Source organism: Serratia sp. K-E0102 (assembly GCF_029962625.1).
Taxonomy (GTDB): domain Bacteria; phylum Pseudomonadota; class Gammaproteobacteria; order Enterobacterales; family Enterobacteriaceae; genus Serratia; species Serratia sarumanii.
The window spans coordinates 708,416-724,727 of the sequence record NZ_CP124754.1; the positions used below are offsets into that span (position 1 = coordinate 708,416).

Genomic DNA, 16,312 nt, shown 5'->3' on the forward strand with positions numbered 1-16,312 from the left:
GACGCCTTAGAGAAAAAATGGGGCCAGTTTGCGCGCTGCTTAGCATAAACGAATCGAATATATACTGCGCTAATTGCTTCTGGATTTCGTTGCGTTAAGATTTGCGATGAAAAAATAAGAGGGATTAATCACGGGGGGCAACAAAATAACATTTTTTATACAAATGATTTAAATTGAATTCATATGATTAATTGATTATTTTAGTCATAATATAACAAAATAATGTAATTTTACACAAAGTGAGCGGTGTTTTTAGATGGTTTGATTGCTTATGATGTGTTTTTATAGTTTGTCTCATACAGTGCAGCTATGTTGTTTAGTTGTATTAATCATTGTTGATACCTAATTATTAGTACTACCCAGGTGGCATTCTTCCCGCTGACGGGAGAAACTACTGACATGTATTCCATATACGACTTATATCGTGTCGATAACACGAGGTTTTTTATCGGTTGATGACGGTAATGGCAGGATTTGTCGTGCAAAGATATGACAATGCGGCGTTTCATTGTTTGTCGAGCATAAGGATTAGATTATCTACACAGGATTTAGTGGAGTGAAATATGGCTGAATATGATTCAGAAATCACTATGGTCAAAGAGCCGGCGGACATTCATTTGCGCAGCGTCGATCTTAATTTGCTGACGGTGTTTGACGCCGTGATGCAAATGCAAAATATTACGCGAGCCGCTAATTCGCTAGGGATGTCGCAGCCGGCGGTGAGCAACGCGGTAGCGCGCCTGAAGGTGATGTTCAACGACGAACTGTTCGTGCGCTGCGGGCGCGGGATCCAGCCCACCATGCGGGCCAGGCAGCTGTTTGGCCCGGTGCGGCAAGCGTTGCAGCTGGTGCAGAATGAATTGCCGGGCGCCGAGTTCGAGCCGCTGACCAGCACGCGAGCGTTTTCCTTGTCGCTGTGCAGTCCGCTCGACTTGCGCCTGGGCGCCGGGATAATCAATCACGTCAAACAGATCGCGCCGCAGCTTAATCTGCAAATAAAGTCATACATCAACAATAATATCGAACATCAATTGCGTTATCAGGACGTCGAGTTTGTCATCGGCTACAGCCGTTTCGAATCGGCAGAGTTTCGCAGTTTGGCGATGTTCGACGACGAATTAGTGCTGGCGGCCGCGCAGGCGCACCCGAGAATGGGCGAGGAGGCGACGCCGGAGCAAATGCTGGCCGAACAGCACGCGGCGGTATCCCTGGAAAGTTTTGGATCGTTCAGTAAGCCTTTTTATTTAGAGGAACCGATGCTGCGCGCCGTGACGCAGCAGTGCACGGATCTCTACAGCGTGTTGAATATGGTGTCGCAAACGGAGATGGTGGCGATTGCACCAGCCTGGCTGGTGAGACAACAGACGGAGGCGTTGAAAATAAAGGCGGTTCCTTTGTGCGCCAATCACAATAAAGCAACCTGCTATCTTTCCTGGCATGAATCCTCCGAGCGGGATAAAGGGCACCAGTGGATGAAATCCGTCCTGATTGAGGCAGGTAACCCAAAGTAAATCGATAAAAAATGGGAGCCATATAAAGATAATATTCAACTGAGCGTTTTTTTCTCATGATAAAAACTAAGAACTATCTGTGTTTTTATTAAGATGTTTCTTGGTTTTACGGCGATAAAATAACTTATTTTCATAGTGGGTTTGTTCGTTCAGCAAAAATAATTAATATAAATTAATATTCTGATTTTTACTTTCCGGCTAGTATTTTAAACTAACTCGATGCAGCGGCCCGGATGGGCCGCGTTTTATTGCCGCCGGCAAACCTTTTCTTTCCCGTTCTGTCCAACTGATGAAAGCACGAAAGCCGGCCTGAGTTTTGGCTCACACTTCTACGCTGAAATCGCTTTTCCCCCTGCCTGAGAGTAGGTAGACTGCGCGGAAAAAAGTAAACACGTGTAAGCTGAGATGAGGGCCGCAAGGCGTCGTTCAGGCTTAACTGTATGATTCATTTCAGGCTTAGAGCACTATGATCACTAATCTGCTGCAATACCATCTGATCCATCGTATACAGCATCAAATCACCCACCGAGCCGATCGCACAGCTTTTCGCCAATGGTCGCCCAACGGCGAGTTGCAACTGACTTGGGTAGCGGCCGCCGCCCGCATTGATCGCATCGCCGCCGGGCTGCTGGGGCTGGGCGTCGAAGTGCAAGAACGCATCGGTATTTTCGCCAATAACACGATGGCCTGGTCGTTGACCGATCTCGCGATCCTGCACCTGCGTGGCGTCAGCGTACCGCTCTATTCCACCAATACGCCGGCGCAGGCGGCGTTTGTCACCAACGACGCCGACATCCGCATACTGTTCGTCGGTGAGCAGGCGCAGCTTGACGCCGCCATCGCGCTGCGCGGCGTCTGCCCACAGCTGCGGCACATTATCGTCTTCGACGAGGGGGCCGATCTGCGCGGCTGCGAGATCGCACAGCATCTGAGCGCCTTCGAGCGCGCTGCCGATCCGGCGGCTTTTGCCGCTCAACGTCGGCAGCGTATTGAAGAGTGCGACCTGCAGGATCTCTTCACCCTGATTTATACCTCGGGTACTACCGGCGAGCCGAAAGGGGTGATGCTGGACTACCGCAACCTGGCGGCGCAGCTCTACCTGCATGATGAAAGGCTGACGGTCGGCGAAGAGGATGTGTCGCTCAGCTTCCTGCCGCTGTCGCATGTGTTCGAGCGGGCCTGGAGCTTCTTTGTGATGCATTCCGGCGCGCAGAACGTCTTCCTGCCGAATACCGACTGGGTGCGGGAAGCGATGGGGCAGGTCCGCCCGACGCTGATGTGTGCGGTGCCGCGTTTCTACGAGAAGATTTTCAGTGCGGTGCATGAAAAAGTGGCGCGCGCCCCTTGGCTGCGCCGTGCGTTGTTCCACTGGGCGATCGTCTGCGGCGAGCGCAAGTTCCTGCAGGAGCGCGCCGGCAAACCGTTGGGTAAAGTGTTCGACTTCACCCACCGCTGGGCCGACAAGCTGGTGTTGAGCAAGCTGCGCGGTATCCTCGGCGGCCGGGTGCGCTTTTTGCCGGCGGCGGGCGCCAAGCTGGACGACAATGTGATCCTGTTTTTCCAGGCGATGGGCGTCAACATCAAGTACGGTTACGGCATGACCGAAACCTGCGCCACCGTCTCCTGCTGGGAAGAGGGGAATTTCCGCTTCGGCTCTATCGGCAAACCGCTGCCGGAGGTCGAGGTGCGCATTGGCGAGGAAAATGAAATCCAGGTGCGCGGGCCGATCGTGATGCGCGGCTATTTCAACAAACCTTTGGAAACCGCCGCGACCTTTACCGAGGACGGCTGGCTGAAAACCGGCGACGCCGGGGCGATTGATGAAGAGGGCAACCTGTTCATCACCGAACGGCTGAAGGATTTGATGAAAACCTCCGGCGGCAAATACATCGCGCCGCAGGTGCTGGAAGGCACGCTGGTGCAGGATCGCTTTATCGAGCAGGTGGCGATCATCGCCGATGCGCGCAAGTTCGTTTCCGCGCTGATCGTGCCGTGCTTTGAGTCGCTGGAAGAGTATGCGAAGTCAGTCAACCTGAAATACCAGGATCGCCTGGAACTGCTGCGCAACGGCGAAATCCTCGAGATGTTCGAAAAGCGTCTGCGCGAGATGCAAAAGGAGCTGGCGCGCTTCGAACAGGTGAAGAAGTTCACCCTGCTGCCGGCGGCCTTTTCTATGGAGCTGGGAGAGCTCACGCCAACGCTGAAGCTGCGCCGCAAAGTGATCCTGCAGCGCTATCAGCGCGAAATCGATTCAATGTACCAGGAACAGGCCTGACGCCGCCGCCGGGCCATGTGCCCGGCGAAAAAAGCGGCATATCCTTCACCTGATTTAGTTCTGTAATTTTCCCTCTGTTCGAAACAATGCCTAGCCTGACAACCCTGCGGCTAGCGCATTGTTTTTATAAAGCCGTGATATCCAGCCGCTTGGCAATAACCATGCCTCCGCTAAGCCATTTTGTCGTTTGCCTGCCCCAAATTCTGACGTTATGTTAATTCGATAGCGACAACCCATAAAAACTTTGGGGCATTGCCCCGCAGCAGGCGCCACGTTCCGGCGCCAGAGAAGAATAAGCAAGCCTGGAGGCAAACCCATGGAGATGTTGTCAGGAGCCGAGATGGTCGTCCGATCGTTGATCGATCAGGGCGTTAAACATGTATTCGGCTACCCCGGCGGGGCGGTGCTCGATATCTACGACGCCCTGCATACGGTTGGAGGGATCGATCATATTCTGGTGCGCCACGAGCAGGGGGCGGTGCACATGGCCGACGGCTACGCGCGCGCCACCGGTGAAGTGGGCGTGGTGCTGGTGACCTCCGGCCCCGGCGCCACCAACGCCATTACCGGTATCGCCACCGCCTATATGGACTCGATCCCGATGGTGGTGCTGTCGGGGCAGGTGCCCAGCTCGCTGATCGGCTACGACGCCTTCCAGGAGTGCGATATGGTGGGGATTTCGCGCCCGGTGGTGAAGCACAGCTTCCTGGTAAAACGCACCGAAGACATCCCGGCGGTGTTGAAGAAGGCGTTCTTCCTGGCTTCCAGCGGCCGCCCCGGCCCGGTGGTGATCGATCTGCCGAAAGATATCGTTGGCCCGGCGGTGCGGATGCCTTATGCCTATCCGCAGGACGTGAGCATGCGTTCTTACAATCCGACGGTGCAGGGGCACCGCGGGCAGATAAAACGCGCGCTGCAAACCATTCTGGCGGCCAAAAAGCCGGTGATGTACGTCGGCGGCGGCGCGATCAACGCCAGTTGCGAAGCCGAACTGTTGGCGTTGGCGGAACAGCTGAACCTGCCGGTGACCAGCAGCCTGATGGGGTTGGGCGCTTTCCCTGGCACCCATCGCCAGAGCGTCGGCATGCTCGGCATGCACGGCACCTATGAAGCCAACAAAACCATGCATCACGCCGACGTGATCTTCGCCGTCGGCGTGCGTTTCGACGATCGCACCACCAACAATCTGGCCAAATACTGCCCGGACGCCACCGTGCTGCACATCGATATCGATCCGACCTCGATCTCCAAAACGGTGGACGCCGATATTCCGATCGTCGGCGATGCCAAACAGGTGTTGGTGCAGATGCTGGAGCTGTTGGCACAGGACGAGAAAGCGCAGGATCACGATGCGCTGCGCGACTGGTGGCAGTCTATCGAGCAGTGGCGTGCCCGCGACTGCCTGGGTTACGACAAGCACAGCGGCACCATCAAACCGCAGGCGGTGATCGAAACCTTGCACCGCCTGACCAAAGGCGATGCGTATGTCACCTCGGACGTCGGCCAGCACCAAATGTTCGCCGCGCTCTATTATCCGTTCGATAAACCGCGCCGCTGGATCAACTCCGGCGGCCTCGGCACCATGGGCTTCGGCCTGCCGGCGGCACTGGGCGTCAAGCTGGCGCTGCCGGAGGAAACCGTGGTGTGCGTGACCGGCGACGGCAGCATTCAAATGAACATTCAGGAGCTGTCCACCGCGCTGCAATATAACCTGCCGGTGGTGGTGGTGAACCTCAACAACCGCTATCTGGGCATGGTAAAGCAGTGGCAGGACATGATTTATTCCGGCCGTCACTCGCAGTCCTACATGGATTCGCTGCCGGACTTCGTCAAGCTGGCCGAGGCTTACGGCCATGTCGGCATCGCCATCCGCACGCCGGATGAGCTGGAGAGCAAGCTGGCGCTGGCGCTGGCGGAAAAAGAGCGGCTGGTGTTCGTCGACGTGACCGTCGATGAAACCGAACATGTTTACCCGATGCAGATCCGCGGCGGAAGCATGGACGAAATGTGGCTTAGCAAAACGGAGAGGACCTGATCATGCGCCGTATTTTATCTGTCTTGCTGGAAAACGAATCCGGCGCTTTGTCGCGCGTGGTCGGGCTGTTCTCCCAGCGCGGTTATAACATCGAGAGCCTGACGGTAGCGCCGACCGACGATCCGACGCTGTCGCGCATGACTATCCAGACCGTCGGCGACGAGAAAGTGTTGGAGCAGATTGAGAAACAGCTGCACAAACTGGTGGACGTGCTGCGCGTCAGCGAGCTGGTGCAGGGCGCCCACGTCGAGCGCGAGATCATGCTGGTGAAGCTGCAGGCCAGCGGCTACGGCCGTGAAGAGGTGAAGCGCTGCGCCGACATTTTCCGCGGCCAGATCGTCGATGTGACGGCGACGCTGTACACGGTGCAGCTGGCCGGCACCAGCGACAAGCTCGACGCTTTCCTGAGCGCGGTGCGTGAAGTGGCGGAGATCGTGGAAGTGGCCCGTTCCGGGGTGGTCGGCGTGTCGCGTGGCGACAAAATCATGCGCTGAGCGCGCTCTGGCGGTGAATAATCAGGGGCGCGGCGTGGCTGCGCCCTTTGTTTTTCGGTATTTTTTGCCCGATTGCTGGCACCTTTCGGCAAAAGCGGTTGCTAGGCAGTGTTTTCTGCTGTTAGATCGCAGAGGCTGGATTGAATAACCGCACGGGATGTCATGGTTAATCCGAGCACAGCCTTCACTTCTATTTTCAGCGTCATTAAGGGGTTAATGTGAAACTGGATGAAATCGCGCGTCTCGCGGGCGTTTCGCGCACGACGGCCAGTTACGTCATCAACGGCAAGGCGAAGCAGTATCGTGTCAGCGATAAAACCGTCGAGAAAGTGATGGCCGTGGTCAGGGAGCATAACTATCACCCGAATGCCGTAGCGGCGGGGCTGCGCGCCGGGCGTACCCGTTCTATCGGTCTGGTGATCCCGGATCTGGAAAATACCAGCTATACCCGCATCGCCAACTACCTGGAACGCCAGGCGCGCCAGCGTGGTTACCAATTGCTGATCGCCTGTTCCGAAGATCAGCCGGACAACGAAATGCGCTGTATCGAGCACCTGCTGCAGCGCCAGGTGGACGCCATCATCGTCTCCACCGCCTTGCCGCCGGAGCATCCTTTCTATCAACGCTGGGCCAACGATCCGCTGCCGATCATCGCGCTGGACCGCGCGCTGGATCGCGAGCATTTCATCAGCGTCGTCGGGGCCGATCAGGAAGACGCCTTTGCACTGGCGCAGGAGCTGCGCACCTTCCCGGCTGAATCGGTGCTGTATCTGGGCGCCTTGCCGGAGCTTTCGGTGAGCTTCCTGCGCGAGCAGGGCTTCCGTCAGGCCTGGCAAGAGGATCCCCGCCATGTCGATTACCTGTACGCCAACAGCTATGAACGTGAAGCCGCCGGCGCGCTGTTCGCCGAATGGCTGAAAACGCACCCGATGCCGCAGGCGCTGTTCACCACTTCGTTCTCGCTGTTGCAGGGCGTGATGGACGTGACGCTGAAGCAACGTGGCCGTTTGCCTACCGATCTGGCGATTGCCACCTTCGGCGACCATGAACTGTTGGATTTCCTCGAGTGCCCGGTGCTCGCGGTGGCGCAGCGCCATCGCGACGTGGCCGAACGCGTGCTCGAGCTGGTGTTGGCCAGCCTGGACGAACCGCGTAAACCCAAGCCGGGTTTGACGCGTATTCGCCGCAATCTGTTCCGCCGCGGCAGCCTGAGCCGCAAATAGTTCGCTCTACGGGAGCTCGCTTTGGCGGGCTCCTGGTTTAGACATAGCCCGCCACCCGGAACAGCCGCCTGCAATATTCCAGGAAATAGCCATACACCACGCCCATCGCCATGGAGACCAGCGCATTACTGGTCACCGCCGCCAGCATTTGTGGGCCGTCGGCGCCTACGCTCCACAGAATGGCGGCATAAACCGGCGACTGGAAACTGACGTAGGCCAGCAGATCGGCGAGGTTGCGCAGCACGAACTGGCCGCGCGGGCAGCGGCGCGCCGTGCGGATAAACAGATCGCGATAGCGGCCGTAGGGCCAGGCGATCAGGATGTTGACCGGAATCGACAGCAGGCGCGAAGAGAGGGATTGCTGAAAGCTCATGCCGGAGATCAACACTTCTATCGCCATGCCGGCGATAAAGCAGTACACCACCAGTGCGAACGTATCGGCAGCGGCGCTACGCCAGTGAGCGGCGGGCGAAAGCATGTGTCATCCCCTTTGGTTAACCTGCTGTTAAATTATTAATGCTTGGATGTTAAGTCTGGGTTTTTGCGTTTTTTATAGTGTACTAATCTGCATTATGTTTTTTAACTAGATTTATATTTTTATTTTTAACATTTGTTCGGTTTTTGTCCCGCGGAACCGGGGAAGAGGTGAGGGCGGAGGGATTAAAATCGGCATTTTAAAATAAACTCATTAAAAACATGTGGTTGCGATTTTTTGCTTCAAGTGAGGATTTTTTCCGGCAGAAATTGTGGAAATAAAGGTGTAAGAAAATGAAACCATAATTGTAAACAGGTATTTTGGGAATAATCTTACCAAATTGATTTAAATCGAAATTACTTCTGCTCGTAATATCCGAGCCATTTATTTTTTTCGCGGCCTCATCACGGCAGTGCAAATTGAAGTAAAATAGCGACCGGTTTTACGGTGAATAACGATTGAGCGTTATTAACTCAAGGAGTTATGGCCTTATTCCGCGATCGATTCGCCAGGCGCCGAGCCTTGGCGGGCGCGGCTCGCCAGCGGTTACCGCACTGAGATTGCCGAGCTGAAAAATGAGACATGGCTTGCAGAAGGAAGTAATGAGTTAATTAATCGCCAGTTCGTCAGGTTTTTAATCAGATTCTTTCCGCTTAGAAAATTCTCTCCGTTTATCATGGTGTTAATTTTTAATCGTCGAATAATCAGAGTTTCTTTCGCGAGTCAGCTCCCAAAATGACCAGAGAAATATTGCCAAAGCGCTGGCGCTCTGGCTTGACAAGGTTTTCATACCCTCCGTAAACTCCATTGTGTGGGAATTTGTGGGGTAAAGTGGTGAAAACGGTCACTAAGGGGTAGCTCAGGAATGTTCCGTGGAGCGACGATGGTCAACCTCGACAGCAAAGGGCGGCTCGCCGTACCTACCCGATATCGGGAATTGCTCAACGAGGAATCGCAAGGCCAAATGGTCTGTACCATTGACCTCCATCAGCCCTGCCTGCTGCTTTATCCTTTGCCCGAATGGGAAATTATTGAACAAAAATTATCACGTCTGTCGAGCATGAATCCCGCCGAGCGCCGCGTTCAGCGCCTGTTGCTGGGGCATGCCAGTGAGTGTCAGATGGATAGTGCCGGTCGTTTGCTGCTCGCCAATACGCTGCGGCAACACGCCGGGCTCACGAAAGAAGTGATGCTGGTCGGTCAGTTCAACAAGTTTGAACTGTGGGATGAACAGACCTGGTATCAACAAGTCAAGGATGATATTGACGCTGAACAGTCGACTCAGGAACCGTTGTCTGAGCGGCTACAGGACTTGTCGCTATAAGCATGTTGGAAAACTATAAACACACCACCGTCCTGCTGGACGAAGCCGTCAACGGCCTCAACATCCGCAGCAACGGCATATATATCGACGGTACTTTTGGTCGCGGTGGCCATTCTCGTCTGATTCTGTCCCAACTGGGGCCGGAAGGACGCTTGCTGGCGATTGACCGTGACCCTCAGGCGATTGCAGCCGCCAAATCTATTGAAGATCCTCGTTTTACCATCGTACACGGCCCATTCTCCGAGTTGTCGCACTACGTGCGGGAACGTGAATTGGTGGGCAAGATCGACGGCGTTCTGCTCGATCTGGGCGTTTCTTCGCCGCAGCTTGACGACGCAGAGCGCGGGTTTTCCTTTATGCGCGATGGCCCGCTGGACATGCGCATGGATCCCTCCACCGGTTTGTCCGCCGCCGAGTGGCTGATGAAGGCCGAAGCGGACGACATCGCCTGGGTGCTGAAAACCTTTGGCGAAGAGCGTTTCGCCAAGCGCATCGCACGCGCCATCGTGGAAAGAAACCGCGTGGAGCCGATGACGCGCACCAAAGCGTTGGCGGATCTGATTGCCGATGCCAGCCCGTTCCGTGAAAAGCACAAGCATCCGGCGACGCGCAGCTTCCAGGCGATCCGCATCTATATCAACAGCGAGCTGGAAGAGATCGAGCGTGCGCTCGACGGCGCGCTGGAAGTGCTGGCCCCACGGGGCCGTTTGTCGATCATCAGCTTCCACTCGCTGGAAGACCGCATCGTCAAACGCTTTATGCGTCACCACAGCCGCGGCGCCCAGGTGCCGGCGGGCATTCCGTTGACCGAAGAGCAACTGCGCGGCATGGGCGGGCGAACGCTGAAAGCGCTGGGCAAAATGATGCCGTCGGAAGCGGAAGTGGCGGACAACCCGCGTGCGCGCAGCTCGGTGCTGCGTATTGCTGAGAGGATGCCCGCGTGATCGGCAACGAACGTCATGGCCTGGTCGGGGTGATTGGCGGCGATCTGCTGCGCAATGCCAAGATACCTCTGATTTTACTGATTGCGTCACTGGTCTCCGCGGTTTTCGTGGTGACCACCGCGCACCGCACCCGCCTGCTGACCGCCGAGCGCGAACAGCTGGTGCTGGAGCGCGATGCGCTGGATATCGAGTGGCGCAACCTGATTTTAGAAGAGAACGCCCTCGGCGATCACAGCCGGGTTGAACGTATCGCGACAGAAAAACTGCAGATGCAACACGTTGATCCATCGCAGGAAAATATCATCGTTAAACAATGAATGGTTTAACCGGAATAATGACACGGAGTAGAAAGGAAACGCATGAAAGCAGCGCGCCCCGGTAAGTTGAGACGCCAGGAAGATCAGGCCAGCTTTGTCAGCTGGCGTTTTGCGTTGCTGTGCGGCTGCATTTTGCTGGCGATGGTCGGCCTGATGCTGCGCGTCGCGTACCTGCAGGTCATCAACCCCGATCGTCTGGTGAAAGAAGGCGACATGCGTTCGCTGCGCGTGCAGGAAGTGCCGACCGCGCGCGGCATGATCAGCGATCGCGCCGGCCGTCCGTTGGCGGTCAGCGTGCCGGTCAATGCGGTGTGGGCGGATCCGAAAGAGCTGAACGAGCGCGGCGGTATCACGCTGGACAGCCGTTGGAAAGCGCTTTCCGATGCGCTGAACATCCCGCTGGACCAACTCTCCAACCGCATCAACGCCAACCCGAAAGGGCGCTTCGTTTATCTGGCGCGCCAGGTGAACCCGGCGATCGGCGACTACATCCACAAACTCAAGCTGCCGGGGATCTACCTGCGGCAGGAGTCGCGCCGTTACTATCCGGCGGGGCAGGTGACGTCGCATATCATCGGCGTGACCAATATCGACGGGCAAGGCATCGAAGGCGTCGAGAAGAGCTTCGACCGCTGGCTGACCGGGCAACCGGGCGAGAGAACGGTGCGTAAGGACCGCTTCGGCCGGGTGATCGAAGATATTTCCTCCGTCGACAGCCAGGCGGCGCACAACCTGGTGCTGAGCGTCGATGAACGCCTGCAGGCGCTGGTGTATCGCGAGCTGAACAACGCGGTGGCGTTCAACAAGGCCGAGTCGGGCACTGCGGTGCTGATCGACGTGAACACCGGCGAAGTGCTGGCGATGGCCAACAGCCCGTCTTACAACCCGAACAACATGGCCGGTACGCCGAAAGAGACCATGCGTAACCGTGCTATCACCGATATTTTTGAACCCGGTTCAACCGTGAAGCCGATGGTGGTGATGACCGCGCTGCAAAACGGCGTGGTGAGAGAAAACAGCGTGCTGAACACCATCCCGTACCGCATTCAGGGCCACGAGATCAAAGACGTGGCGCGGTACTCGGAGCTGTCATTGACCGGGATCTTGCAGAAGTCGAGTAACGTCGGTGTTTCAAAGCTGGCGTTAGCGATGCCGTCCTCAGCGTTAGTAGATACTTACTCTCGTTTTGGGCTGGGAAAAGCGACCAATTTGGGGCTGGTCGGAGAAAGCAGTGGCATATACCCAAAAAAACAACGGTGGTCTGACATAGAGAGGGCCACCTTCTCTTTCGGCTACGGGCTGATGGTAACTCCGTTACAGTTGGCGCGAGTCTATGCAACGATCGGCAGCCTGGGCGTATATCGCCCATTGTCGATCACCAAGGTTGACCCTCCGGTCGCCGGCGAGCGCGTTTTCCCTGAACCTCTGGTGCGCACCGTGGTGCACATGATGGAAAGCGTGGCCCTGCCGGGCGGCGGCGGCGTGAAAGCCGCCATCAAGGGATACCGTATCGCCATCAAAACCGGTACCGCGAAAAAAGTGGGCCCGGACGGCAAATACGTCAACCGATACATCGCTTATACCGCCGGCGTCGCGCCGGCAAGTAACCCCCGTTTTGCCCTGGTGGTCGTCATCAATGACCCGCAGGGTGGGAAATACTATGGTGGCGCAATCTCCGCGCCGGTGTTCGGCGCCATCATGGGCGGCGTATTGCGCACCATGAACGTCGAGCCTGACGCGTTGCCTACCGGTGACAAAAGCGAATTAGTGATTAACAAGAAAGAGGGTTCAGGTGGCAGATCGTAATTTGCGCGACTTACTCGCCCCGTGGGTGCCGACGGCACCCGGGCGCGCGCTGCGGGAAATGACATTAGACAGCCGTGTGGCGGCTGCCGGGGATCTGTTTGTCGCCGTTGTCGGCCATCAAACGGATGGACGCCGCTATATTCCGCAGGCCATCGCGCAGGGCGTCGCCGCCGTGATCGCCGAAGCTGACGGTCAGGCCGAAGACGGCGCCATCGTTGAAATGCACGGCGTGCCGGTGATCTACCTGAGCCAACTGAACCAGCGCCTTTCCGCGCTGGCCGGGCGTTTTTATCACCAGCCGGGCGAGCGTCTGCGTCTGGTCGGCGTGACCGGCACCAACGGCAAAACCACCACTACGCAGCTGCTGGCGCAATGGAGCCAACTGCTGGGCGAAACCAGCGCGGTGATGGGCACCGTCGGCAACGGCCTGCTGGGCCAGGTGTGCCCGACCGAGAATACCACCGGTTCTGCGGTGGATGTTCAACACGTATTAAACGAGCTGGCGGAACAGGGCGCGACCTTCGCCGCCATGGAAGTTTCTTCCCACGGTCTGGTGCAACACCGGGTGGCGGCGCTGCCGTTCGCCGCGGCGGTCTTCACCAACCTGAGCCGCGATCACCTGGATTACCACGGTGATATGGCCAATTACGAGGCGGCCAAATGGTCGCTGTTCGCCGCCCACAGCGTGGGGCAGGCGATCATCAACGCCGACGATGAAGTCGGTCAGCGCTGGCTGAGCAAGCTGCCGGATGCGGTGGCGGTGACGATGCAGGGCAACCTGCAGCCGGGCGGCCACGGCCGCTGGCTGAAAACCACGGCGGTCGACTATCACGACAACGGCGCCACCGTTCGCTTCAGCTCCAGCTGGGGCGACGGCGAGATCGAAAGCCGCCTGATGGGCGCGTTCAACGTCAGCAACCTGCTGTTGGCCTTGGCGACGCTGCTGTCGCTGGGCTATCCGCTGGAGGCGCTGGTGGAAACCGGCAGCCGTCTGCAGCCGGTCTGCGGCCGCATGGAAGTGTTTAACGCGCCGGGCAAACCGACGGTAGTGGTGGATTACGCCCACACGCCGGATGCGCTGGAGAAAGCGCTGGAAGCCGCGCGCCTGCACTGCCAGGGGCAGCTGTGGTGCGTGTTCGGCTGCGGCGGCGATCGTGACAAGGGCAAACGCCCGCTGATGGGCGGCATCGCCGAACAGTTCGCCGATCGCGTGGTGATCACCGATGACAACCCGCGTACCGAAGAGCCGCGCGCGATTATCAACGATATCCTGACCGGATTGCTGGACGCCGGGCAGGCGCTGGTGATCCATGGCCGCGCCGAAGCAGTAACCAGCGCCATCATGCAGGCGCAGGAACAGGACGTGGTGTTGGTAGCGGGCAAAGGCCACGAAGATTATCAGCTGGTGGGCAACCGCCGCCTGGATTACTCCGACCGCACGACGGTCGCCCGACTGCTGGGGGTGCTGGCATGATCCCTGTCTCTCTTCAGACACTGGCTGAGGTATTGAGCGCTGAGCTGATTGGCGCCGATTGCCAAATTGTCGAGGTGACGACAGACACCCGCAAGGTGACCGCCGGTTGCCTGTTTGTGGCGCTGAAAGGCGAGCGTTTCGACGCTCACGACTTCGCGGCGGATGCCGTAGCCGCAGGCGCCGGGGCGCTGCTGGTCAGTAAGCGCTTATTGGTGGACGTGCCGCAGCTGGTGGTGCAAGACACCCGTCTGGCGCTGGGGCAGCTTGGCGCCTGGGTGCGTCAGCAGGTGCCGGCGCGAGTGGTGGCGCTGACCGGCTCCTCGGGCAAGACATCGGTGAAAGAAATGACCGCCGCCATTCTGCGCGAATGCGGCGAAGTGCTGTATACCGCCGGCAACTTCAATAACGACATCGGCGTGCCGCTGACGCTGTTGCGTCTGGAGCCGCAGCATGATTTTGCCGTGATAGAGCTGGGCGCTAACCATATTGGCGAAATCGCTTACACCACCGCATTGACGCGTCCGCAGACCGCTTTGGTGAACAACCTGGCGGCGGCTCACCTGGAAGGCTTTGGCTCGCTGGCCGGCGTCGCCCAGGCGAAAGGTGAAATCTTTACCGGCCTGCCGGCCGACGGCGTGGCGATCATCAACGCCGATAACAACGACTGGCCGCACTGGCAGAACATGCTGGGCGGCAAAACCGTCTGGCGCTTCTCGCCGCAGGCCGCCGCAGGCGTGGACTTCTTCGCGGACGACGTGCGGGTAAACGGCGCGCGCACGCAGTTCACGCTGCACAGCCCGTTCGGCACCGCCGAGATCGCGCTGCCGCTGCCGGGGCGCCACAACGTGGCCAATGCGCTGGCGGCGACGGCGCTGGCGATGTCGGTGGGCGCCACCCTCGAAGCGGTGCGTCAGGGGCTGAAACAGCTGCAGGCGGTGCCGGGGCGTCTGTTCCCGGTGGCGCTGGCCGAAGGCAAGCTGCTGCTGGACGACAGCTATAACGCCAACGTCGGGTCGATGACCGCGGCGGCGCAGGTGCTGGCAGAGATGCCGGGCTACCGCGTGATGGTGGTCGGCGATATGGCCGAGCTGGGTGCGGAAGCGGAAGAGTGTCACCGTCAGGTGGGCGAAGCCGCCCGTCTGGCCGGCGTCGACAAAGTGATCAGCGTCGGCGGTTTGAGCCGCGTGCTGAGCGAAGCGTCCGGCAACGGCGAACATTATCAGGACAAGACTGCAGTGATCGCGCGCGTGGCGGAATTACTGTCGGAACATGCGGTCATTACCGTGTTAATCAAAGGTTCACGTAGTGCCGCAATGGAGCAGGTAGTACGCGCGTTACAGGAGAAAGCACCATGTTAGTTTGGCTGGCCGAGCATTTGGTCAAGTATTACTCAGGCTTCAACGTCTTTTCTTATCTGACGTTCCGAGCCATTGTCAGCCTGCTGACCGCGCTGTTCCTGTCGCTGTGGATGGGCCCGCGGGTGATCAAGCGCCTGCAAGAAATGTCCTTCGGCCAGGTGGTGCGTAACGACGGCCCCGAGTCGCACTTCAGCAAGCGCGGCACGCCGACCATGGGCGGCATCATGATCCTGACCTCCATCACCATTTCGGTGCTGATGTGGGCTTACCCGTCCAACCCGTATGTCTGGTGCGTGCTGTTCGTGCTGGTGGGGTACGGCATCGTCGGCTTCGTCGACGACTACCGCAAGGTGGTGCGTAAGGACACCAAAGGGCTGATCGCCCGCTGGAAGTATTTCTGGCAGTCGGTGATTGCGCTGATTGTCGCATTCGCCATGTACGCCGTAGGAAAAGACACGCCAGCCACCGAGCTGGTTGTGCCGTTCTTTAAGGACGTGATGCCGCAGCTGGGCCTGCTGTATATCCTGCTGGCCTATTTCGTCATCGTCGGCACCAGCAACGCGGTCAACCTGACCGATGGCCTGGACGGCCTGGCGATCATGCCGACGGTATTCGTGGCGGCCGGCTTCGCGCTGGTGGCCTGGGCGACCGGTAACATGAACTTCGCCAACTACCTGCATATTCCGTATCTGCGTCATGCCGGTGAGCTGGTGATCGTGTGTACCGCCATCGTCGGCGCCGGCCTCGGGTTCCTGTGGTTCAACACTTACCCGGCCCAGGTATTTATGGGCGACGTCGGTTCGTTGGCGCTGGGCGGCGCGCTGGGCACCATCGCGGTGCTGCTGCGTCAGGAGTTCTTGTTGGTGATCATGGGCGGCGTATTCGTGGTAGAGACGCTGTCGGTGATCCTGCAGGTGGGATCGTTCAAGCTGCGCGGGCAACGCATTTTCCGCATGGCGCCGATTCACCACCACTATGAATTGAAAGGCTGGCCGGAGCCGCGCGTTATCGTGCGCTTCTGGATCATTTCGCTGATGCTGGTGCTGATTGGCCTGGCAACGCTGAAGGTGCGTTAA

13 protein-coding genes are annotated in these 16,312 nt (G+C 58.0%); 12 read left to right on the forward strand and 1 reads right to left on the reverse strand.

From position 1 onward, the window contains the following. The first annotated feature begins 563 nt into the window (after positions 1–563). The 5 genes from leuO (at position 564) to cra (ending at position 7,538) form a co-directional block, all read left to right on the forward strand. The gene (gene leuO / locus SSARUM2_RS03220) at positions 564–1,511 is read left to right on the forward strand and encodes a transcriptional regulator LeuO (RefSeq protein ID WP_033649194.1); all 948 of its coding nucleotides are present in this window, start codon (positions 564–566) and stop codon (positions 1,509–1,511) included. Positions 1,512–1,977: 466 nt separating this feature from the next. Then, positions 1,978–3,786, forward strand: coding sequence for a long-chain fatty acid--CoA ligase (locus SSARUM2_RS03225; protein WP_060452776.1), 1,809 nt, complete (start codon positions 1,978–1,980; stop codon positions 3,784–3,786). A 316-nt stretch (positions 3,787–4,102) separates the two neighbouring features. Beyond that, a complete protein-coding gene (gene ilvI, locus SSARUM2_RS03230; RefSeq protein ID WP_049213085.1) occupies positions 4,103–5,821 on the forward strand; it encodes an acetolactate synthase 3 large subunit in 1,719 nt (572 codons plus the stop codon). A 2-nt stretch (positions 5,822–5,823) separates the two neighbouring features. Next, entirely contained in the window at positions 5,824–6,315 is a 492-nt protein-coding gene (gene ilvN, locus SSARUM2_RS03235) for an acetolactate synthase small subunit (protein ID WP_004932806.1), read from the forward strand. Positions 6,316–6,533: 218 nt separating this feature from the next. After that, a complete protein-coding gene (gene cra, locus SSARUM2_RS03240) occupies positions 6,534–7,538 on the forward strand; it encodes a catabolite repressor/activator (protein ID WP_004932801.1) in 1,005 nt (334 codons plus the stop codon). A gap of 37 nt (positions 7,539–7,575) precedes the next feature. Here the strand turns inward: cra and SSARUM2_RS03245 are convergent, their stop codons facing one another. Next, the gene (locus SSARUM2_RS03245) at positions 7,576–8,016 is read right to left on the reverse strand and encodes an L-alanine exporter AlaE (RefSeq protein WP_033637098.1); all 441 of its coding nucleotides are present in this window, start codon (positions 8,014–8,016) and stop codon (positions 7,576–7,578) included. Between the two features lie 862 nt (positions 8,017–8,878). On the opposite strand from SSARUM2_RS03245, the gene mraZ reads away from it, so the two are divergent. The 7 genes from mraZ to mraY are packed head-to-tail and all read left to right on the forward strand — an operon-like array spanning position 8,879 to position 16,312. Then, entirely contained in the window at positions 8,879–9,337 is a 459-nt protein-coding gene (gene mraZ / locus SSARUM2_RS03250; RefSeq protein WP_025159638.1) for a division/cell wall cluster transcriptional repressor MraZ, read from the forward strand. A 2-nt stretch (positions 9,338–9,339) separates the two neighbouring features. Then, positions 9,340–10,281 carry a 16S rRNA (cytosine(1402)-N(4))-methyltransferase RsmH gene (gene rsmH / locus SSARUM2_RS03255; protein ID WP_060452775.1) on the forward strand — a complete coding sequence of 314 codons (942 nt, stop codon included), beginning with the start codon at positions 9,340–9,342 and terminating at the stop codon, positions 10,279–10,281. Continuing rightward, positions 10,278–10,598, forward strand: a complete 321-nt coding sequence (gene ftsL / locus SSARUM2_RS03260) for a cell division protein FtsL (RefSeq protein ID WP_012005204.1) — start codon at positions 10,278–10,280, stop codon at positions 10,596–10,598. Before rsmH ends, ftsL begins: the two co-directional genes overlap by 4 nt. 42 nt (positions 10,599–10,640) lie before the next feature. Next, positions 10,641–12,404 (forward strand): peptidoglycan glycosyltransferase FtsI, encoded by a 1,764-nt coding sequence (locus SSARUM2_RS03265; RefSeq protein WP_004932790.1) that lies wholly within the window; start codon positions 10,641–10,643, stop codon positions 12,402–12,404. After that, complete coding sequence (gene murE / locus SSARUM2_RS03270) at positions 12,391–13,878, forward strand: UDP-N-acetylmuramoyl-L-alanyl-D-glutamate--2,6-diaminopimelate ligase (RefSeq protein WP_033652911.1); 1,488 nt, start codon at positions 12,391–12,393, stop codon at positions 13,876–13,878. The genes SSARUM2_RS03265 and murE overlap by 14 nt, the downstream gene beginning before the upstream one ends. Beyond that, positions 13,875–15,236 (forward strand): UDP-N-acetylmuramoyl-tripeptide--D-alanyl-D-alanine ligase, encoded by a 1,362-nt coding sequence (murF, locus tag SSARUM2_RS03275; RefSeq protein ID WP_049196039.1) that lies wholly within the window; start codon positions 13,875–13,877, stop codon positions 15,234–15,236. Before murE ends, murF begins: the two co-directional genes overlap by 4 nt. Next, entirely contained in the window at positions 15,230–16,312 is a 1,083-nt protein-coding gene (mraY, locus tag SSARUM2_RS03280) for a phospho-N-acetylmuramoyl-pentapeptide-transferase (protein ID WP_004932782.1), read from the forward strand. Before murF ends, mraY begins: the two co-directional genes overlap by 7 nt.

Excerpts from the sequence above, each read along its gene's own strand:
- mraY (WP_004932782.1), top strand. The coding sequence starts at position 15,230 with ATGTTAGTTTGGCTGGCCGAGCATTTGGTCAAGTATTACTCAGGCTTC.
- mraZ (WP_025159638.1), top strand. The coding sequence starts at position 8,879 with ATGTTCCGTGGAGCGACGATGGTCAACCTCGACAGCAAAGGGCGGCTC.
- ilvI (WP_049213085.1), top strand. The coding sequence starts at position 4,103 with ATGGAGATGTTGTCAGGAGCCGAGATGGTCGTCCGATCGTTGATCGAT.
- SSARUM2_RS03265 (WP_004932790.1), top strand. The coding sequence starts at position 10,641 with ATGAAAGCAGCGCGCCCCGGTAAGTTGAGACGCCAGGAAGATCAGGCC.
- SSARUM2_RS03245 (WP_033637098.1), bottom strand. The coding sequence starts at position 8,016 with ATGCTTTCGCCCGCCGCTCACTGGCGTAGCGCCGCTGCCGATACGTTC.
- rsmH (WP_060452775.1), top strand. The coding sequence starts at position 9,340 with ATGTTGGAAAACTATAAACACACCACCGTCCTGCTGGACGAAGCCGTC.
- leuO (WP_033649194.1), top strand. The coding sequence starts at position 564 with ATGGCTGAATATGATTCAGAAATCACTATGGTCAAAGAGCCGGCGGAC.
- murF (WP_049196039.1), top strand. The coding sequence starts at position 13,875 with ATGATCCCTGTCTCTCTTCAGACACTGGCTGAGGTATTGAGCGCTGAG.
- SSARUM2_RS03225 (WP_060452776.1), top strand. The coding sequence starts at position 1,978 with ATGATCACTAATCTGCTGCAATACCATCTGATCCATCGTATACAGCAT.
- ilvN (WP_004932806.1), top strand. The coding sequence starts at position 5,824 with ATGCGCCGTATTTTATCTGTCTTGCTGGAAAACGAATCCGGCGCTTTG.